A 19999-nucleotide genomic window follows, 5' to 3' on the forward strand; every position below is an offset into this window, starting at 1 on the left:
CCGCGACAACCCGGCGGCGGCGCGTGGAGGAGCCCGAGCCATGCGCATCATCCTCTATGCCGGCAAAGGCGGCGTGGGCAAGACCACGCTGTCCGCCGCTACGGGCGTCGAGTGCGCCCGCCGCGGCCAACGCACCCTCGTCATGTCGCTCGACCCCGCGCACAGCCTGTCGGACTCCTTCGACCTCTCGGGCTCGCTGATGGACTTCGGCGGCGGGCAGCCGGTGGCCGTGGCCGACAACCTGTGGATTCAGGAGCTGGACCTCCACCGCGAGCTGGAGGACAACTGGGGCGAGGTGTTCCGCTACCTGGCCTCGCTGCTGCGCACCACCGGGCTGCGCGACGTGCTGGCCGACGAGCTGGCCATCTTGCCCGGCATGGAAGAGGTCGCCTGCCTGCTCCACATCAACAGCTACGCGCGCGAGAAGCGATTCGACGTCATCGTGCTCGACTGCGCGCCCACGGGCGAGGCCATGCGCTTCATCAGCATGCCCACCAGCCTCGAATGGTACATGCGCAAAATCTTCCGGGTCGAGCGCAACATCCTGCGCGTCGTGCGCCCCGTGGCCAAACGACTCACCAACGTGCCCATTCCCGAGGACATCTACTTCGACGCCATCCAGCGCCTCTTCCAGCGCCTCGACGGCATCGAGAAGTTGCTCCAGGACCCCGCCGTTACCACGGCGCGCCTCGTGACCAATCCCGAGAAAATGGTGCTCAAGGAAACCCAGCGCGCCTTCACCTACTTCCACCTCTTCGATGTGACGGTGGACGCGATCATCATCAACCGCGTGCTGCCGCCCACGGTGCAGGACGCGTTCTTCGCCACCTGGCGCGAAGCGCAGCAAGGCTACATCGAGGAGGCCGAGAACTACTTCGCGCCCGTGCCGCTGTGGCAGGTGGAGCTGGGCCGCCGCGAGATGCTCGGCCGGGCCGAGCTGGGCCGCCTCGCCCGGAAGCTGTTCAGAGGCATGAACCCTGCCGACATCTTCTTCGCCGAGAAAGCATTCGAGTTCACGAAGGAAAACGGCCGGTACGTCCTCTCCATCCGCGCGCCGTTTCTCAAGAGCGGCGAGATTGACCTGGTGAAGAGCCAGGACGAGCTGATCGTGCGCATCGGCTCGTTCAAGCGCTACGTCACCCTGCCGCGCAGGGTGGCGGCCCTGGAGCCATCCGAAGCCGCGCTGAAGGGCGGCACCGTGAGAATCGTTTTTGGAGGCGACGCCGATGGCGAAGCAGACGACTGACGCGCGCGACTTCCGCTGCCCGGTCTACGAGGTGCTCGACCGCCTGTGCAGCAAGGGCAAATGCCCCTCGGAGTTCGTCAACCACCTCAAGAAGGCCCAGGTCGAGCTGCTGCTCGCCGTGCGCAGCGTGATTGACCAGCGGGTCGAGAAGCTCACCCGCGAGGGCAAGACGAAGCCCGGGGCGCAACGGATCAAGGTCACCGACCAGGCCTGAGCCTGGGCAACCACTCCCCGGGTGGATGCCGCGCAGAGAGGCGGTACGTGGAAATGGACGCAACGAGGGGCGCCCGGAGCGCCACTCGCCGCAGTGTTTGCGGCGGACGGCCTACTCGTTGGCAGCAGGCGCGGCCCCCTCGCCCACGGCCGCGCGGCGATAGCGGGTGCGCCAGGTCTGCTTCTGCTCGTCGGTCAGCACGCTCTCGATATTGGCCAGCCAGGTCTGGTTGAAGGTGGCGTACTTCTTCAGAGTCTCGGTGTACTTCTTGCGCAGCTCCGCATATTCCTTGTGCTCTTCTTCAGTCTTCGGCTTGGGACGATTCTGGAAGGCGGCCGTCGCCTGCTCCAGGGCGGGCCGCGGGTCCTCTGCCAGGAGTTTGGCCTGCTTGGCCACGAGCTGACTCACCTGGTCCTCGTTCAGCTTCAGCCAGTCCACCACCGGCTGCACCTGGAGCCGCACGTCGTACTCGGCCGCGCGGTCCTGCGCCAGGCGGTCCCGGATGAACTTGTGCAGGGCGGCCTCCTGGCTGCCGAGCGCGGCCACGGCATCGTCCACGCCCTTCTGGGCAGCCTGAAGGGCCTTCTTGGCCTCGGCCACCTTCTCGAGCAGCGCGCCCCGGGCCTCGTTGAGGCGGGCCACCTCGTCCTTCACCGCCTTCACGTCGTCGGGCGACATGCCGAGGCCTTTGAGGAGATTCTCGGAGACGGTGATGACGGGGCTTCCGGCCGGCACGCGGACGCGGGGCTCCAGCTCGACGGGTTCCGCACCGTACGCGGCCAGGCCGAAGGCGGCCAGCACAGCCAGCAACACGAAACGCATCGCCTCACTCCTTCGCAGCACCGGGTGGAACGTGGTCATCCGTGGCAACGGAATCATAGCGCCCCACGGGGCGAAAAGCAAGCGCAATTGGCCGTTGCTTGACACGCCGGCGGAGCCTATGGTATAACCATCCGCCCTGACCACCAAGGAGAGACCGTGGCCAAGAACGTCGTTATTGTCGAGTCCCCCGCCAAGGCGCGCACCATTGCCAAGTTCCTCGGCAAAGGGTTCCAGGTAGAGTCCTGCATGGGGCACGTCCGCGATCTGCCCGAGAAAGCTTTCGGCGTGGAGATCGAGGACGGCTTCCGCCCCCGCTACAACGTGCTGCCAACGCGCCGCCAGGTAGTCGCGAAGCTGGCACGCGCGGTGAAGAGCGCCGACACCGTCTACCTGGCGCCCGACCCCGACCGCGAGGGGGAGTCCATCGCGTGGCACCTGGCCGAGGCCCTCAAGCTGCCCAAGAGCAAGGTGCGGCGTGTGACCTTCAACGAGATCACCCAGCGCGGGGTCCGCACCGGCTTCGACCACGCGCGCGACATAGACATGAACCTGGTGAACGCCCAGCAGGCGCGGCGCATTCTCGACCGCGTGGTGGGTTATCAGCTCTCGCCGCTGCTGTGGAAGAAGATCCTGCGCGGCCTCAGCGCGGGCCGGGTCCAGTCGGTCGCGCTCCGCCTCCTCGTCGAGCGCGAGAAGGCCGTTCAGGCCTTCAAGCCCGAGGAGTACTGGAAGCTCACAGCCCGCCTCGCCCCCTCGGGTGATGCGGCAGGGGCCCAGGCCTTCTCCGCCGAGCTTGCGGAAATCGAGGGCGAGAAGGCCAAGCTCTCCACGGGCGACCAGGCGAACGCGCTGGCCGAGCGGCTGCGTGGCGAGAGCTTCGTCGTGGCCTCAGTGGCCACCGAACGGAAGAAGGCTGCCCCGATGCCGCCCTTCGCCACCAGCCAACTCCAGCAGGCGGCCTCAGTGCGCCTGGGCTTCCGCCCGAAGAAGACCATGATGCTGGCCCAACAGCTCTACGAAGGCGTGGAGGTGGGCGCCGAGGGCTCCGTGGGCCTCATCACGTATATGCGCACCGACTCCTTCCGCGTCGCTGCCGAGGCGCAGGAGGAGTGCCGCAGCTACATCCGCCAGCGTCTGGGCGAGAGGTACCTGTCGGAGAAGCCGCGCCACTTCCGCTCGCGCCGCGGCGCGCAGGAGGCCCACGAGGCCATCCGCCCCACCGCCGTCGAGCGCACGCCCGAGGCCCTCGAGCCGCATCTAACCGCGGACCAGCTGAAGCTCTATCGCCTTATCTGGCAGCGATTTGTGGCCTCGCAGATGGCCGAGGCCATCTACGACGTCACCCGCGTGGCCGTGAGCGCCGCCAACGCCGAGTTCCGCACCAGCGGGCGCGCGGTGGTCTTCGACGGCCACACCCGCATCTACGAGCCGCTCCACGGGCGCGACGAAGAGGACCAGCAGCCCCTGCCGCCGTTGAGCCCGGGTCAGCACCTGCGCTGCCTCGACCTCACCCCATCGCAGCATTTCACCAAGCCGCCGCCACGCTACACCGAGGCTTCGCTGGTGAAGACCCTTGAACGCGAGGGGATCGGCCGCCCCAGCACCTATGCGCAGATCATCTCGACGATCCAGGAGCGCGGCTATGCCACCGTGCGCGATAAGGTCTTCTATTGCAATGAGTTAGGCATCGTCACCAACGACACTCTGCTGCCGTATTTCGAGAACATCATCAACACGAAGTTCACCTCGGAATTCGAGGACCACCTCGACAGCATCGAGGAGGCGAAGCGCGACTGGCAGGAGGTGTTGCGGGAGTTCTACGAGCCCTTCAGCGCCGACCTGGCGAAGGCGCAGGCCGAGATGCCCAGCGTGAAGAAGGAGTTGGCCGCGCCCACCGGTATCGCCTGCCCTCGATGCGGTGCCGACATGGTCATCCGCCTGAGCAAGCGCGGGCGTTTCATGGCCTGCTCTGGTTTTCCCAAGTGCCGCTATACCCAAGCCTTAGATGAAGAGGGGGAGCCCACCAGCGTGGAGAAACTCGACGAGAGGTGCCCCGAATGTGGCGAGCCGCTGGTGGTGCGCACCGGCCGCCGAGGCAAGTTCGCCGGCTGCTCCGCATACCCGCAGTGCCGCTATACACGCAACATGGAGAACGAAGCCCCCGCCGGAGGCGCCCCGGAAGGAGCGGCGCCCGCCCCGGCGCGCAAGGCAGCCGAACCCACGGGCGAAAGCTGCCCCCAGTGCGGCAAGCCGCTCGTCGCCCGCGAAAGCCGGCGCGGCAGGTTCATCGGCTGCACGGGCTATCCGCGCTGCCGATTCACCCGCAACCTCGAGGCGGATGAGACGGCGCCCGCCGCCGAGGGCGGCGCTCCGCCCGAAGGCGCGGCCCCGCCACGCAAGGCGCCCGAGCCCACGGGCGAGAACTGCCCCCAGTGCGGCAAGCCGCTCGTGGCTCGCGAGGGCAAGCGCGGCAAGTTCATCGGCTGCACGGGGTATCCCAGGTGCCGCTTCACCCGCAATGTCGAAGGCGAGGGGGCAGCCAGCCCCGACGCCACCGACGTAAAATGCGACAAGTGCGGTGCGGAAATGCGGGTGCGCCGGTCCAACCGCGGGCGCTTTCTCGCGTGCTCCGCTTACCCCAAGTGCAAGAACACCAAGCCCTTGAGGAACGCCGGCCCCGCTCCCGCACCCACGAAGGTCGGGCGCGACTGCCCCGAGTGCGGCAAAGCGCTCGTGCAGCGGCTTGGGCCTCGCGGCACCTTCATCGGCTGCACCGGCTACCCCAAGTGCCGTTACACCGAGAGCGCGGCGAGCGCCGACGCGAACGACGACAGCGCCTCTGAGGGTTAGAGCTGTAGGAGAATCCCGTGAGCGAGGCGAAGAGCCCAGGCGGTGCCGCGCAGGCCACCGAACTCCAGCGTGGGCTGCCCATGGTGGCCAAGTGGGACCCCGAGGCCCTGGCCCGCGAGAAGGCGATGCTGGCCGACCTGGAGACAAAGGGAATGTGGGCGCGGCTGGCCGGCTACTCGAGGAAGATGGGGCCGGGCTGGATGCAAAGCGCCCTCACGCTCGGCAGCGGCAGCTTCTTCTCGTCGTTTTTCGCCGGCGCGATGTTTGGCTACTCGCTGCTCTGGGTGCAGCCGCTGGGCATGCTGCTGGGCATCATCATGTTCATGGCCATCGCGCATCAGACGCTCTCGACCGGGGCGCGGCCTTTCGATGCCATGCGGCGCTACGTGCACCCCGCGGTGGCCTGGGCCTGGGCGCTCACGTCGCTGGCTGCCACGGTGATCTGGCACTTTCCGCAATACTCGTGCGGCGGCACGGCCGCGGCCGATCTCGCCGAGTACTTCGGCTGGGCAGGCGCCGCCAAGCTCGTCGGCGCCCGCCTGTTCTTCGGCGGGGTGATGCTCGCCATCTGCATCGCCGTCACCTGGCTCTACGGCAGCGGCTCGCGCGGAATCCGGCTCTTCGATAAGCTGATCAAGCTCATGGTCGCCGTCATCGTGGTGTCCTTCATGATCGTCGTCGTCCGCACCGGGATTCGCTGGCAGGCCCTTTGGGAGGGCCTCACGCGCTTCCAGGTGCCGAAGACCAAGGTGGGCATCGAGGTGATGATGGGCGGGCTGAGCGCGGCCGTGGGCATCAACATGACCTTTCTCTTCCCCTACGCGCTCCTGGCGCGCGGCTGGGGCCGTGAGCACAGGGGGCTGGCCAAGTTCGACCTCGCCCTGGGCATGTGGCTGCCCTTCGTGCTGGCCACAGGCTTCCTCGTGATGGCCGCGGCCAACACGCTCTACGACCCGGCCAACCCGGTCACCACGCGGATCGGCCCCGACAAGGCGGCCCAGGTGCTCGGCGCCGCGGCCGGGCCGGTGGTGGGCCGCCTGGTCTTCGACCTCGGGGTGCTGGCGATGGTCATCTCCTCGATCATCCTGCACATGCTCGTCGCGGCCTTCATCGCCTGCGAGATCTTCGGCCTGGAGCCCACGGGCTGGCGCTACCGCCTCACCTCGCTCATCCCCATCCCCGGCGTGCTCGGTACGGTGGTGCAGTTTCCCCTCTGGCTGCCGGTGGTGACCTCGGGCATCTGCTTCATCTTCCTCCCCATCGCCTACGTGGCATTCTTCGTGCTGCACAACCGGCGCGACTACCTGGGCGCCGACAAGCCCACGGGCGCCCGGGCCTGGGCGTGGAACATCGCCATGCTCATTGCCATCGGCGTGGTGACCAGTTACGCGGGCTGGTGGCTCGTCGAGATCGGCTTGCCCAAGCTCTTCGGCAGCTAGGAGCCTGTCCGAGAATCCGCGTGAGGCTGCGACGCCGCGACTCGCATCCAGCCCGCTGACGCCGGCAACGCAGCCCACGGGGATTCTTGGACAGGCTTCTAGCAGACACCGGGCGCGCGTATCCGCACCCGGAGGCCTCACTCGGGCAGCGGCTTGCCCTTGGTCTCGGGCGCGAACCAGATGAGGACGAGGCCCACGGCGTAGATGAGGGTGATGGTGGCCCCCGCCCGCGCATAGCTGCCGCCGAAGAAGCCCACGAGCTGCCCCATCTGAAGCGCCCCCGCCGCGGCCAGGATCCGCCCGAAGTTGAAGCTCAACCCCTGCCCCGTCGCCCGCACCCGCGTGGGGAACAGCTCAGGCAGGTAAAGCGGCGACCAACCGTAGAACGCCGCCGTCACCAGCCCCGCCAGCCCCGACGTGATGAGGAAGACCGTGTCGTAGCGGTTCAGCACGCGGAACAGGTAGGCGCACACGCCCAGCGAGAGCAGGCAGAGGACGAAATAGGCGGGCCGCCGCCCGATGCGGCCGCCGAGGATGGGCGCGAGCAGGCAGCCGAGGATCGCCCCGATGGACACGGCCACCTGCACCGCCGCCTTCGCCGCGGGCACCTTGCCGCCCGTGAGCTGGTCCACCCACACGGTGAGCCACCCGCTCACCGCGCCCCACGTGCCGATGAGCGCAATCGAGGCGAACGCGATGGCGAGGAACGTGCGCCTGCGCAGGCCGCGGGCGAAAATCTCATGGAGCGGCTTGGCCACCCCGTGGCTCACCGACGCCCGCCAGCGCTGCGACTCGGGGACGCACAGGGCCACATAGGCGGCCAGCAGGGCCGGCGCCGCGCCCACGAGGAACATCCAGCGCCACGACTCGCGCGTGGCCGGCATGCACGTGCCCAGAATGGCGATGAGCAGGAAGCCCACGTTGGCCGACGCGCCGATCACTCCGGCCATCAGGGGCCGCAGCCGCTCGGGCCAGCACTCCACCACGAGGGCCACGCCAAGCGTCCACTGGCCGCCCATTCCCAGGGACGCGATGAAGCGCAGCACCGCGAGCTGCGGGGGTGCCGTGGCGAAGTACTTGGCCCCCGTGAACAGCGAGAAGGTGAGGATGCTGAGCACCATCGCGCGCACGCGGCCCAACCGGTCGCCCAGCCAGCCGAAGACCACTCCGCCCGCGGCGGCGCCCAGCAGGAAGCAGGCGATCATCGTGCCGTTCCACGAGCTGACGAGTTCCTCGGTGCGCTTGAGCAGCGCCGCCACGGCCTCGTCGCCGCCCCGGCCCTCGGCCTCGAGGGTCGCGCGGGCGCCGGGCTCCACCAGGCTCTGGAGCGCCGGCCGCGCCACGATGGGGAACAGCCCCTGCTCGACGCCGCAGAACATCCAGCCGAGGAAGGCCGCTACCAGCGCCGGCCAGCGGCCGTGGGAGGGGGACCTCTCGTCATTCACTGGAGCTTCCTTCTCTCAGCCAGGGCTTCGCCAGACGCGGGGCGCGTGATACGCGATGCGTGATGCGTGGGAAGAGGCCGATCGAACATCCTCCTTCTTGTCGCGGTTCACGTATCACGGTTCACGCATCACGTCTCCCGCATCGCCTCTCGGATGGCCTTCACGTGCCGCGGCAGGGCGGTGAGCGGGTCCTCCTTGGCTTCGTACTCGATGGAGAGGTACCCGCGGTAGCCGGCCTTGCGCAGGATTCTCACGATACGTGGGAAGTCGGCGGGCTGCGGCTTCTGGCCGGCGGCGCTCACCTCGACCTTGACGTGGGTGGTGATGGCGTAGGGCGCCACGGCGGCGATCTCGGCATAGGGGTCGGCCGAGTGGTAGTTCCCCGTGTCCAGGTTCGCGCCGAACCAGGGGCTCTTGACGTCGCGCAGGATCTTCAGCGTGCCTTCGGCCGTGGCGGTGGGGCCGCCGTGGTTTTCGAGAGCGAGGAAGATGCCGTGCTGGCCCGCGTAGGCGCAGCACTCCTCGATGGTGTCCACCAGCACCTTGTGGGTGTCGTCGTCGGTCTGGTCCTTGGGCTTGCTGCCCGCGAAGATGCGGATGACGGGCGCGCCGAGGGTCTCGGAGTGCTCGACCCACTTCTTCACCATCTCGATCTGCTTGTCGCGTGCGGGGCCGGGCGGGAGGCAGAAGTTGTTGCCCACGGAGGTGCCCGCCACGTCGAGCCCGAGGGCGAAGGCCCGCGCGCGAAGGCGGCGGAGGAACCCGGGCGACGTGTCCTGGAAGTAGTACGAGGTCAGCTCCACACCCTCGAAGTCCAGTTCGGCCGCCTTCTCGAGAAAGGCCTCGAGCGTCATCGGGTCCTCTTTGCGGGTGAGGAGCTGGCGGTAGCTGTAGGCGCAGACGCCCAGCTTGACCCTGGACGGCCCCTTGCGGGGGCTGGGCTCGATGGCATGCGCTGCCCCTGCGACGAAGGCAGCGGCGGTCGCGCCCAGGCGGCCCAGGGCCTCGCGGCGGGTCGGGTGCAGCTCGCTCATGGGCAGGGCTCCTATGCAGTCAAAGCTCGCGCGAGGGTAGATGTGGCTCCAGGCACAACAGGAAAGCATGAACGCGAGGCGAGATCAAGTGAGGCGGCCGGAGGGGTGCGTGGGCGCGCCGGTTTCCCGCCCCCGCGCGCAATCTGCGCGCCTGACGGAAGCCTTGCGTCGTGTCCGCCCGCCCGAAGTGTCTTCGCGACGCTGGCATGCACGCGGCATGGTCGCTGTAAGCCCCGGAGCTACTGGCGAACCGCTGGCCGCTACGCGCACCGGTGGGTGGAGGGGGAATGGGACGGATAAGACGGATGGGACCGATAGGACCCAGGAGGGGAGCAAACGAGGATCCAACCTCCCGCGGGTTGGGAACCCGCGGGAGGTTGGGGGCCAGGTTGGGAAGCTGAGGGCGGTGGAGGGGGAGGACGGGTGAGCGGCAGGGCGGCGAAGGGAGAGGCTCAGACGGCCTCGACGGCTTTGACCTCGGGAATGTCCTTCTTCACGCGCGCTTCGATGCCGCGCTTGAGGGTGATGCGGGACATGGGGCATCCGCCGCAGGCGCCCTTGAGCTTGACCTGCACGGTGCCGTCCTCCAGGACGTTGACGAGTTCGACATCGCCGCCATCGGCCTGAAGCATGGGCCGGATCACGCCGAGCACAGCTTCCACGCGTTCACGCAGTTCGGCCATGAGGGTTTCCTTTCGCGGTAAGCGGGGCCGGCGCGACAGTGCAACGGCCTCTACCTAGAGTGTGCCACAGGCGGCGATCGGTGTCAAGCGCGGGCGGAGGGCCGGGCGGGGCTATTCGTTGTACTTGTCTTCGAAGCGGCCGCGGAACTTGTAGCGCTTGCCCTTGGCGTCCTCGACGATCACCGCGTCGTCGGTGATGCTGGTGACCTTGAGGTCGGCCATGACCACGTCGCCTTCGAACTTGCGGTAGTATTCGCCGGTCTCCTTGTCGCGGAGCACGGCCTGGCGGCGCGGCTCGGGCTCGTGCAATCGCACGATGGCGGTGAGCTTGAAGGGCAGCTTCTCGGCGTCGGCGGCCGTGGGGATGTTGAGCGTGGGGCCTTTCTCCTTCGGCTGGGCCACCACGGGCTCCTCCTTGGGCTTGAGGACGGGCCCGTCGCCCTTGGGTCGGACGATAGGGCCCTTGGTCGGCGGCTGGACGACGACGGGGGTTTTCGACCTGACCTCGACGGTGAGGGTGTAGTTGGGCTGGCGGAAGGAGTAGGCGAGCTTGTTGGAGTTGGCCGCGAGCTCTTTGGGCACAGCCTCGAGAGCCAGCTTGGTGAGGCCGGTTTGCGCGGCCTCCTTGGGGTTCAGCTCGATGTAGTTGCCGGGTGCGGCTACGGCGATGTGGCCGACCTCGCACTGCACGTTGGGCATGGCCGCGGTGCAGGAAACCACGGGCGCGGTCCAGAGCATGGGCGCGGAGAAGGTGCTTTGCGCGACGACGGTGACCTGGCAGCGGTAGTAGGCGCGCTTGAGGAGGAGCGGGTTGACGGGGACGACCAGGTGAGCGCCGTCCACCCCCCATTTGCGGGTATCGTCAATCTCCTTGCAAAAGACGTCGGTGATGCGGAGGCCGGTGGGAACCTGGAAGCGGAGCTCGCGGACGGCGCTGGGCGACATGCGGCAGTCGAAGGTGTAGCGGCTGATGAGGCTGGTGCGCAGGAAGGAGTGCGAGATGAGGGCGCGGATGAAGACCTGGGTGGCCTGACTGGCGGGGTCGCCGAAGGGGTTCGTGTCGCTGCGCTTGAGGTAGCTGTCGAGGTCGCGGGTGGCCAGGATGTCGCCGATGGCGCTGTCGGGCGGCCGTGCGTCCGAGGCGGCGACGAGCGGCGTGCCGGGGGTCTGGGTCCGCTGGGCGAGGAAGAGGCCCAGCTTGAGCACCACCCACAGGCAGAGGGCGGCTCCTACGAGGAAGACGACTTGTTCCTTGGTCATCTGTTTGGTCATGGGCGTGTCCTTTGGCCCCTCTCAGAAGCCGCGGGGAACCACGATCGCTTCGCGGGCCGCGGGCCGCTTCTCCACGGGGGCTGCGGCCTGGACCTCGAGCAGGCTGAGCGCCGCGACGGCCAGGTCCACTTCGAGGTGCGGGGGCGTGACGTCGCTGGGGAAGCCGTCGCTATCGCGTGCCACGGTGCCGGGGGCGGCTTTGAGTTTGAGGCTTCGGATGAAGAAGTAGCGGGTGGAGGCGAAGTCGTTAGGGCGCACGAGGCGGCGCTTGCGGCCGTCGGGCAGCAGGTGGAGGTCGGAGCCCTCCTGCACCGTGGCTTCGAGCTTGATGGCGGCCTTGGCGATTTCGTCGGGATAGGCGGCCTCTAGGAGGCGGCGGTTGAGCTTGCGGATGGTGGCCTCGGGCATGGCCTGGCGGTCGAGCTTGAGGAGGCCTTCGGCCTCGTTGGCGAGGGTCACGCCCGCGAAGTCCTCGGGGCGGTAGAAGTCGCGGCGGGCCGTGAGCATCCGGTTGAGCGAGGCGAGGATGTCGGTCTGGTGGGCCTCGGTGGCGTCCTTGCCCTCGGCGATCTCCTGGATGGCCTTGTGGGCCTCGGGGGCGAGGAAGCCCCACAGGCGCTTGCCGACGTTGGGCTCGCGCTCGGCTGACTGGGCCTTGAGCTTGCGGCACAACCCGCGCCAGTTGAGGATACTGGCGGGGGTGAACGTGGGGTCGCCTGGGTCCAGCACCTTGGTGGCGATGGCGTTGGCGATGAACTGGAATTTCTGGGGGTTGCCCTCCTCGCGGCGGAAGAGGGTGAAGCGTTCCTTCAGGGCGCCGTCGTTGGGCTCGGGGGCCAGGTACGAGGGGCTGCCGACGAGGTGGATGACGAGCTTCTGCTGAGCGGGCGCGTCCTTGGCGGCGGCGGGGGCGGCAGGGGGCGGGCCGGGGTCTTCCGGCTCGTCGCCGTCGGCTTTGGCCTTGGGCTGCGGCAAGAGGGGTTTGATGGCCTCGTGGGCCGGTTCGTCGGCCTCGGGCTTGTTGGGCGCGACAGGGGCCTCGGGCCCGCCGGCCACCGCGGCCACCTGGCCATGCGCGCCGTCCAGGGCGTGCAGGAAGGTGAGCAGGGTGGGCAGGTCGCACCGGAAGCGGATGGCGACGGGGTAGGCGAGGGCCAGATCGGTGTCGTGGAGGCGGACCTTGTAGGGCTCGGCGGGGATGATGGAGGCCACCTCGTCCACGTGGAGGCGGATGGCCAAGTGGCCGAGTTCGTGGACGAGTGCGATCTGGGCGATGCGGACGTCGGGGTCTTTGATGGCCTGGGGGGTGGACATTTCGCTCATGCCGAAGAAGGTGTCGCGCACGGGAATGTTGCGCTGGCTGGCCAGGAAGACCACGCCGTCGTTATAGTTGTCGATCGTGTACTCGGGGCACTTGATCTGGCCGGTGCGGGCGTAGGTGTAGGCGAGGGAGACGTAGCTCTTGCGGTCCTCGTCGGCCTGGCGCAGCTCGGGGATGCGGAAGGGGTAGCGTGGCACGAAGGCCATCCACGAGCGCAGCTCGTCGAGGTTCTGGGTGAGCAGGCGGTTGCTGGCCTCGACCTCCTGCGCGGCGCGCTTGATGGGCACGCCCTTGCCGCTCTTGGGCAGATACTGGTCCATCTTGCCCTGGAGGCTGCGGTGGTCCATCATCGCGCGCTCGTAGCGGGCGCGGTCGAGGCTTACGATGGTGGGGCCGAGGCCGAAGAGCGAGGGCCAGAGCACGAGGAGCGCCAGGAGCGCCAGCCCTGCGATGGCGGCGAAGATCTTGTTCTGTTGCAGAAACTCCACGCGGTGCTTCCTGCTAGCCGCCCTGGAAGGGGTCGGTGAAGACGAGGATCATCTTGAACGTGCGGCGGTCCTCGGGTTCGCGAGGGTCGGGGTACTTGGTCACTTTGGCCCGGCTGTAGAGCTGCTTGCTTTCGAGGAGGCTGGCCAGGAAGTTGTCTACGAGGTGACAGGCGGCGGCGATGCTGATCGGCTGGCCGTTGTGCTTCTCAGCCACGCGGCCCTCGAGGGTCAGTTGGGTGGTGAGCTCTGGCTGGGCCGCGCCGCGGCCGCCGCGGGCGGCGAGGCTGGCGGCGCGCTCGGTGGCGGTGGCGAAGGCGTCGAGCCGGAGCTCGGGCGGCACGGTCTTCTTGAGGACGGCGATGGCCTCGCAGCAGCGGCGCGCGGTGTCGAGCACATGCTTGAGGCCGCTGGCGTGGCCGGCGAGCACGGCGTTCTGGGCCTGGTGCTGGTCGAGGCTTTTCTGGAGGCCGTCGGCTTCGCCGAGGAAGGCGCGCTTGACGCCGAGTTCGCGCTGCGCCTGGGCGGTGGCGAGCTTTGAACAGTAAACCATGGCGGCGAAGGCGAGGGCGAAGACGGCGGCGGCGGCGTAGAGGAAGAAGTCGTGGCGGAAGAACTCGCGGCGGCGGCGCACATCCTCGGGCAGCAGCGTGATGGGCCGCACGCGGCGCTCGTCGAGGTCGCGGAGGGCCAGGCCCACGGCGACAGCGTAGCTGGCCGCGTTCTCGGCCACCTCGGCGCGCGCGTCGGGCGGCAGGGCCGCGGTGTCGAGGCGGGCCATCGGGTCGAGGGTTTCGACGGGCACGCGGAAGCGGTGGGCGAGGAAGTCGCGCAGGCCGCGCAGGTGCGAGCAGCGGCCGCTGAGGACCACCTCGTCAATCCGCAGGTTGGGCATGCGGGTCTGGGTCTGGCAGTACTTGATGGTGGCCTGAAGCGTGTTGTAGATGTTCTCGGCCGGCTCGATGAGGGCGGCGGAGAGGCGGGCCTCGGGGGTGGCCGTGTCGAGGTCGGCGGCGACGTCGAAGTGGCTGGGCAGGATGGCGCCCTGGGCGATCTTGAGTTCCTCGGCCTCGCGCATGGGCAGGTGGAACTCGTCCTGCACGGCCTGGGTGAAGTTCTTGCCGCCCAGGTTGAGGTTGCGGATGAACAGCGGCTTGCCGTTGCGTTGCACCACGACGTCGGTGTGCTCGGCGCCGATGTCCACCAGCAGCGTCGTCTTGTCGTTGTAGATCTCCTCGTCCTTCGAGTGCGCGTAGGCGTTGAAGAGGGCGAGGGCGTCAATGGTCAGGCCGTCGGTCTTCACGCCGGCCCGCCGCAGGCGCGCGAGGTGGCGCCGCAGCGTGTCGTCGCGGGCCATGACCACGAGCACGGTGAACTCTTCGCCGCGGGAGGGGAGGTCGAGGAGCAGGAAGTCGGAGGTCTGCTCCTTGGCGCCGGCGGCGGGGTCTTCGGAGACCTCGTATTCGATGAGCTTGCGCAGTTTGTCGGGCGTGGTGGGGGGCACGTGGAGGTACTTGACGAAGTAGTCGTGCCCGGTGAGGCCGATGGCGGCCTTGGCGCGCGGGATGCGGGCGCGGCGCAGCAGGAGGCGCAGCAGCTCGGCCACGCGCTGGGCCTTGCGCTCGCTCTCGTCGAGGAAGGCCAGGTCGCCCAGTTCGAGCGAGGCGGCCCGCACCACGGCCACCTGGGTGCCGCGCTTGCGCAGCATCACCGCCTTGAGGGCGTGGGCGCCCACGTCAATGCCGATGGCCGTGCGGGTGCTGGGCATACGTGCGTCTCTTCTACGGGGCCGCCGGGGCGGGCTGCACGACCGGCGGGCGGCTGGTCCCCACCCGCACAGGCTCGCGGGCCGGGACGGTGCTCGTGGTCTCCGCGCGGCCCGCGTCGCTGTAGCGGGCGCCGGACGGGGTGATCACCTCCACCTGCACGAAGATCAGGAGGTTGCTCTTCTCGTCCTTGTAGGCTGTGGTGGAGAACAGCCAGCCGATGGCCGGGATGTCGCCGAGAATGGGGACCTTGGAGCGTACCTGCTTTTTGCTGTGCCGGGTGAGGCCGCCGATGCCGACCACCGAGCCGTCGGCCACGGTGAGCTTGGTGGAGATCGAGCGTTCGCTGATGATGGGCCGCGTGATGGTCACTGTGAGCGGCTGCGTGGTCGTGGTGCCGGTGCCGCCGGTGCCGCCATTCTGCGGCTGCGACTGGGTGGACGACTGGTAGGGCAGCACGACGGGGAAGGAGAACTCGTCCACCTTCTCGCGGTAGCGGGGGTTCAGCGTCAGGGTGATGAAGCGCGTGTCCCGGCCCACGCTGGGGGCCACGTCCAGCACGATGCCGGTGTACTCATCCTCGGCGAAGACCGGGGTGATCACCGGCTCGCTCGAGAGCGGCGGGTAGTACGTCTGCGACTGGCCGGGCTGGGAGGGCGGCGGCTGGTAGTAGTAGGGGTTGCCGTAGGACGTGCCCGAGATGTCGGCGCGGTCTACCTCGTAGTCCTCCACGTAGACAAGGGTCTCGGTGGCGTTGATGCTGGCGGTGCAGTTGTTCACGCAGATCACGCTGGGGGCGGCGAGGGTGCGGGTGTTGCCCACGCGCTGGAGCGCGTCGAGCACCACCTCGAACTTGCCGCGGTCGAACACGCCCGTCCATGCGAACTGCCCGGGGTCGTCGCCCTTGGAGGAGAGGGGTTCGCCCTGGAAGGGCAGGGTGATGCTGCCCTCGCGGTACTCGGTGAAGGGCCCTGTCGTCCACTGGTGCTTCGTGAAGTCCCAGCCCTTGCTCTCCGTGTTGGTGCCGCAGAGCCACTCGAGGGTGCTCTTGAGGCCGGCCGACTCGAAGTTCTCGGCCCGCACGTCAATGAACAGGGCGCGGATGTGCACCTGGATCGGGATCTGGTCAATCGGGTCGAGCATGCGCACGACCTCGCGGTAGGCGTCGCGCGTGGTGCGCACGTAGAGGAGGTTCATCTTGCGGTCGAGGTAGGTGAACGAGCCCTGGGGCCAGTCAATCAGTTGGGGCAGGGCGGCGATGAGGCTCTCGACGTTGGACGTTGTGGGCGGGGGCAGGGGCTGTGCGGCGGCGCCCTGGCCGGCCACGGCCCCGGCGGGCGGCATCTCGCCCACGTCAATGAGGCCGTAGTTGAGCGGGATGACGAACGACTCGAGCGCCGGCTGGTCCGGCGTGGTGATCAGCACGCCGTCGGGCGTCGTGGTGAACATCAGGGCGTGGTTCTTGGCAATGTAGTCAAGGAGCTGGCGCAGGGGGTAGTTGGCGATGTGGACGGTGATCGTCTTGCCGGCCACGACGTCGGGATTGTAGATGAGGTTGACGCCGGTCGAACGGAAGAGCAGGTCGAGGAAGTAATCGAGGTCGGCCTCGATGAGGTTCACGCTCACGCGCTGGTTCAGCTTCTCTTCGAGTTCGGGGGTGGCCACGTCGTACTGGGCGCGCGAGAGGTCAATGGGCGGCCGGGTCACCGGGCGCGGGTCCTCGGGCGGCGTGCTCATGATTTCGGTGGCGGCATTGCGGCGCTCGACGATCATCTTGTTCTCGAGGTCCTGCTCGGCCACCTTGGCCTCGTGGGCCTTGATCCGGGCCTCCTGGTTCAGGCTGCGCGCGAGGTGGAACTGGCGGTCCTCGGCGAGAATCCCGGCCGTGGCCTGGACGCATTCGTCGAACTTCTCCTTGCGGAAGAGTTCCTCGGCCTCGAGGTAGCGCTGGTAGAGGCGGGCCTTCTGGGCCTCCTCGGGCGAGAGGGTGCGGCCGCCGTCGGCCAGGCGGCGCGTGAGGCTGCGGCGCAGGAGGGCGGCGGTCTGCTTGTCGCGCTCCGAGTGGGCGCTGGTGGCGGTGATGGGGGCCAGGGTGTCGAGGGCCTTGTGCAGGATGGGCCGGGGGTCGGGCGCCAGCTTGGCGGACTCGGCGAGGTCCCAGGCCTCGCGGATGAGGCGGCTGCCGTCGTCGGGGGCCACCTCGGCGGGCGTGGCGAGGGCGGCGGCCGGGGCCGCGGGGGCGGCGGGCGCGGCGGGCACTTCCCGGTTCTCCTGGGGGCTGACGACCCGCGTGGCCTTGGGCGGTGCGGGCACCAGGTCCTGGGTCGAGCGCACTACGGGCGGCCCGCCCGTCGGCGGGGCGGGAGCGGCGGGAGCATCGCCCTCGCGGAGCGCGCTGCCGGCCTGGGCGATCACCTGCTGGCCGGCGGCGGGGGCGCCCGGCTCGGCGATGATGGAGGCCACGCGGCGGCGCAGTTCGAGTTCGCCGGCGCTCTCGGCCAGGCGCTGCTGGGCGCGGGCGTTCCGGGGCTGGAGGGCGAGCACGGTTTCGCAGGCCTTGGCGGCGGCGTCGTAGTTGCCCGCGGCGAAGTGCGCGTCGGCGGCGGCCAGCAGCTCGGCCACCTGGTTCTCGCGCGCGCGTTTCTCCTGGTCCTGGAGCTTGCTGCGGATGCTGCTGAGGCGCGAGGGCACGCGGCGGAAGTTGGGGTCCTCGAGCGCGATCTGGGCGTAGAGCTTCTGCGCGTCGGCCAGGCGGCCCTCGCGGTAGAGGGCCTCGGCCGCGTCGTAGAGCTTGCCCAGGCGCTCGCGGCGGGCCGCCTCGGTCTCCGCCGGCGCCTCGGGGGCCGGCGCGGCCTCGGGGGCCTTGGCCGCCGGCGTGGCGGGCTCCTTGGGGGGAGGCGCCGGGGCTTCTCCGGCCCGCGACACGGCGCCGGCCAGCGCCAGCGCGAGAACCGCAGCGAGAGGGAACCTCGCCGTCATGCCTTCAGCTCCTTTCGCATGTGGGGGCGGAGGGCCCGAGCCCGCGCCGGCCACCGTTTGCGCGTCACTGGCCCATCGTGTCCTGCTCCCAGGCGGCGCCGCCGACGTAGACGTTGCCGAGGCCCGTGGCGTAGAGCACCTTGCTGTTCGCCAGCAGGGTGGTGCCGTCCACGTGATAGTAGCAGGAGAGGACAGGGACGCGTTGTCCCCAGGCCCTCAGGTTCCAGCTTTGTTTGCCCAGGATGGTGCGCTGCTTGATCTCGTACCAGGAGACGACGTCGTCGTGATTGAAGTCGCAGAACTGGATGAACTCGCCGACGTCGGGAATGGAGGAGCCGACGAACTCGCGCTGGGGGCCCGGCACGCCGGGGGCGCCGTGGTAGGATTCGTCCCAGCAGTAGAGCCAGTCGCAGGGCTCGGCGTTGAACTCGTAGAGGTAGCTGGCGGGGATGGTGTCCTCCGGCATCTTGGCGTACGTGGCGCTGCCGGGGTCGAGGAAGCGTTTCGTGGGCGAGGCAGCGGGGTGGGGGTCCACGTCGGCGAAGTAGAACTGGTCAACCACTCGGCTGGAGCTGCCGTAGCTGGTGAAGAGGTGGTCGGGGCGCCCGCCGCCGTCGCCGGTCGAGCCGTCGCTGGGGCAGAAGAGCACCGAGCCGTTCTGGTGCATGAAGTCGCGGCAGTCGGCCGTGCTGAAGCCGCTGTGGAGGGGCTTGCGGCCGGCGCGGTCGCGCACGTCCTCGAGGTAGCCGTTGTAGAGGAGCTGGGTGAGCCAGCAGGGCCAGTGGTAGTTTTCGCCGTCGTTGATGATATAGCGCTGGGTCGCCTTGTAGAGGTCGGACATCTGGCCCATGCAGCGGGTGCGGCGGCCTTGCTCGCGCGACTTGTAGACGGCGGGCAGGAGCATGCCGGCCAGGATGCTGATGACGGCGATGACGACGAGCATCTCGATGAGGGTGAAGGCGGCGCGGCCGCGGGCCGGCCGGGGGGCAGGGGAGGGCATTCGTGCGCTCATGGTGCAGCTCCTTCGTGGTGACGGCCGGCGCCGGGGTCGCGCACCGGCGTGCGCGGCGCAGGGCCGTCGGCCAGAATCCGTGCCGCGAGGGCTCGCGGCCAGTCGTTGCCCCTGGACAGCGTCACACAACGCTGGTACCAGGCTCGCGCCCGGTCGGGCGCCCCCGCCAACTCCTGCTCGACGGCGAGGAAGTACGCCACGTCGTTGGCGAACTCGTCGTCGGGCAGCTTGGCCCGCCCGGTGCTGGGGGCCTGGCCCAGCAGGCGGGCGGCGATGGCCAGCAGATCGGCGTAGCCGGGCTCGTTGAACTCCTCGAGCACGCGGCGCCAGGCGGCCTGCGCGTCGGCGGTCTTGCCCGCCACGCGAAAGGCGTCGCCCATCCACAGGTGCGCCCAGATCACCTGGGCGAGCTGGCCGGGGTAGTCGGCCTCGACGCCGCGATAGGCCTCGACCGCTTCGGCGAGCCGCCCGCGCAGGCGCTGGACCTCGGCGATGCCGAGCTGGGCCCAGGCGCAGGCGTTCTTGGCGTCGGGGAAGTCCTCCTGCACTTTGCGGTAGGCGGCGATGGCCTCGTCGTCGCGGCCGGCCGCGGCGTAGAGGTCGCCGATCTCTTTCGCCGCGAAGGCGCTGCGCTCGATCTGCCGCAGATAGGTGCTGATGGCGATGGCCTTGCGCAGCGCCGGGATGCTGGCCAGGGGGTCGCTGGCGCGCTTCTCGGCAGCCTGCGCGTAGCAGGCTTCGCAGATGCTGTGGACCACCGACACGTCGAGGTCGCTGAGGAACCGCACGATCGCCTGGGTGCCCGTGCCCGCGTCGGCCACGTTGAACGCCTCGTCGAGCTGCTTGTAGAGCACCTCGAGGCGGTGGGTGGGAAACTTGGCGATCTCGTCGGGGAAGCGGCGCCGGGCCTCCAGCTCGGCCTGGCTCGCCGCCGCGGAGTCGCCGAGGGCGCGGTAGCACGCGCCCAGGCGCAGCAGGGCCTTGGCGGCCAGGGCGGGTTCGGTCGTAGGCGCCGCGGCGATGGCCCGGTACGCCGCGGCCGCCGCGCGCAGGTCCAGCAGGCCGTTCTCCTGGTACCAGGCCTCCTGGTAGGCGGCGCTGGCCGCGACGCCGGCGTGGCTCGCCTCGCCCTCAGCCGATGGGAGAGCCATCGGGCACGAGGCGAGGAGGGCCGCGGCAGTCACTGCGAGGAAGGGCACCACATTTCACCTCTCGGGAGGGCCGGACTCCACCGGCCCCGTTCCGCAAACGGCATCGCCATCATACTACTACCGCGCCTACGGCATGTCAACGTGGGGTAACAAATTGTAAGCACTTGTAAGCCTGCCTCTTGGGTTGGCGTGCGGCGGCAGCCGGACGCCTGCCAAACGCCCCCATGAGGGAGACTCCGGCAGCGGGGCGCGTGCTGCCCCGTCGTTCCGCCTGCGCGAA

Annotated in this window: 14 protein-coding genes; 4 read left to right on the top strand and 10 right to left on the bottom strand. The window is 69.1% G+C overall.

The genetic code is table 11. From position 1 onward, the window contains the following. Positions 1-40: 40 nt before the first annotated feature. Positions 41-1246, top strand: coding sequence for an ArsA family ATPase (locus PLE19_00500; GenBank protein HPD13395.1), 1206 nt, complete (start codon positions 41-43; stop codon positions 1244-1246). Further along, complete coding sequence (locus PLE19_00505) at positions 1227-1460, top strand: hypothetical protein (protein HPD13396.1); 234 nt, start codon at positions 1227-1229, stop codon at positions 1458-1460. The genes PLE19_00500 and PLE19_00505 overlap by 20 nt, the downstream gene beginning before the upstream one ends. Positions 1461-1571: 111 nt before the next feature. Here PLE19_00505 and PLE19_00510 read toward each other — a convergent pair whose 3' ends face one another. Further along, the gene (locus tag PLE19_00510; protein HPD13397.1) at positions 1572-2282 is read right to left on the bottom strand and encodes a hypothetical protein; all 711 of its coding nucleotides are present in this window, start codon (positions 2280-2282) and stop codon (positions 1572-1574) included. A 156-nt stretch (positions 2283-2438) separates the two neighbouring features. Here PLE19_00510 and topA point away from each other — a divergent pair, with 156 nt between their 5' ends. Together topA and PLE19_00520 are read left to right on the top strand one after the other, a co-directional pair. Then, positions 2439-5132 carry a type I DNA topoisomerase gene (topA, locus tag PLE19_00515; GenBank protein HPD13398.1) on the top strand — a complete coding sequence of 898 codons (2694 nt, stop codon included), beginning with the start codon at positions 2439-2441 and terminating at the stop codon, positions 5130-5132. Between the two features lie 17 nt (positions 5133-5149). Beyond that, positions 5150-6571, top strand: a complete 1422-nt coding sequence (locus PLE19_00520; protein ID HPD13399.1) for a divalent metal cation transporter — start codon at positions 5150-5152, stop codon at positions 6569-6571. Positions 6572-6708: 137 nt separating this feature from the next. On the opposite strand, the gene PLE19_00525 is transcribed toward PLE19_00520, so the two are convergent. The 9 genes from PLE19_00525 to PLE19_00565 form a co-directional block, all read right to left on the bottom strand. Continuing rightward, positions 6709-8016 (bottom strand): MFS transporter, encoded by a 1308-nt coding sequence (locus PLE19_00525; protein ID HPD13400.1) that lies wholly within the window; start codon positions 8014-8016, stop codon positions 6709-6711. Between the two features lie 128 nt (positions 8017-8144). After that, a complete protein-coding gene (locus tag PLE19_00530; protein HPD13401.1) occupies positions 8145-9050 on the bottom strand; it encodes a sugar phosphate isomerase/epimerase family protein in 906 nt (301 codons plus the stop codon). Between the two features lie 452 nt (positions 9051-9502). Then, complete coding sequence (locus tag PLE19_00535) at positions 9503-9724, bottom strand: NifU family protein (GenBank protein ID HPD13402.1); 222 nt, start codon at positions 9722-9724, stop codon at positions 9503-9505. 120 nt (positions 9725-9844) lie between these two features. Further along, positions 9845-11005: a hypothetical protein gene (locus PLE19_00540; protein HPD13403.1), complete on the bottom strand. Its 1161-nt coding sequence runs from the start codon at positions 11003-11005 to the stop codon at positions 9845-9847. A gap of 21 nt (positions 11006-11026) precedes the next feature. Next, positions 11027-12814 carry a hypothetical protein gene (locus tag PLE19_00545; protein HPD13404.1) on the bottom strand — a complete coding sequence of 596 codons (1788 nt, stop codon included), beginning with the start codon at positions 12812-12814 and terminating at the stop codon, positions 11027-11029. A 13-nt stretch (positions 12815-12827) separates the two neighbouring features. Beyond that, positions 12828-14579, bottom strand: coding sequence for a type IV pilus assembly protein PilM (gene pilM / locus PLE19_00550; protein ID HPD13405.1), 1752 nt, complete (start codon positions 14577-14579; stop codon positions 12828-12830). Positions 14580-14592: 13 nt separating this feature from the next. Continuing rightward, on the bottom strand, positions 14593-17556 hold the full coding sequence (locus PLE19_00555) for a tetratricopeptide repeat protein (GenBank protein ID HPD13406.1): 2964 nt from the start codon (positions 17554-17556) through the stop codon (positions 14593-14595). A 64-nt stretch (positions 17557-17620) separates the two neighbouring features. Next, on the bottom strand, positions 17621-18568 hold the full coding sequence (locus PLE19_00560; GenBank protein ID HPD13407.1) for a type II secretion system protein: 948 nt from the start codon (positions 18566-18568) through the stop codon (positions 17621-17623). After that, positions 18565-19767, bottom strand: coding sequence for a tetratricopeptide repeat protein (locus PLE19_00565; protein HPD13408.1), 1203 nt, complete (start codon positions 19765-19767; stop codon positions 18565-18567). Before PLE19_00565 ends, PLE19_00560 begins: the two co-directional genes overlap by 4 nt. Positions 19768-19999 lie beyond the last annotated feature (232 nt).

The organism is Planctomycetota bacterium (genome assembly GCA_035384565.1).
GTDB lineage: Bacteria > Planctomycetota > PUPC01 > DSUN01 > DSUN01 > DAOOIT01.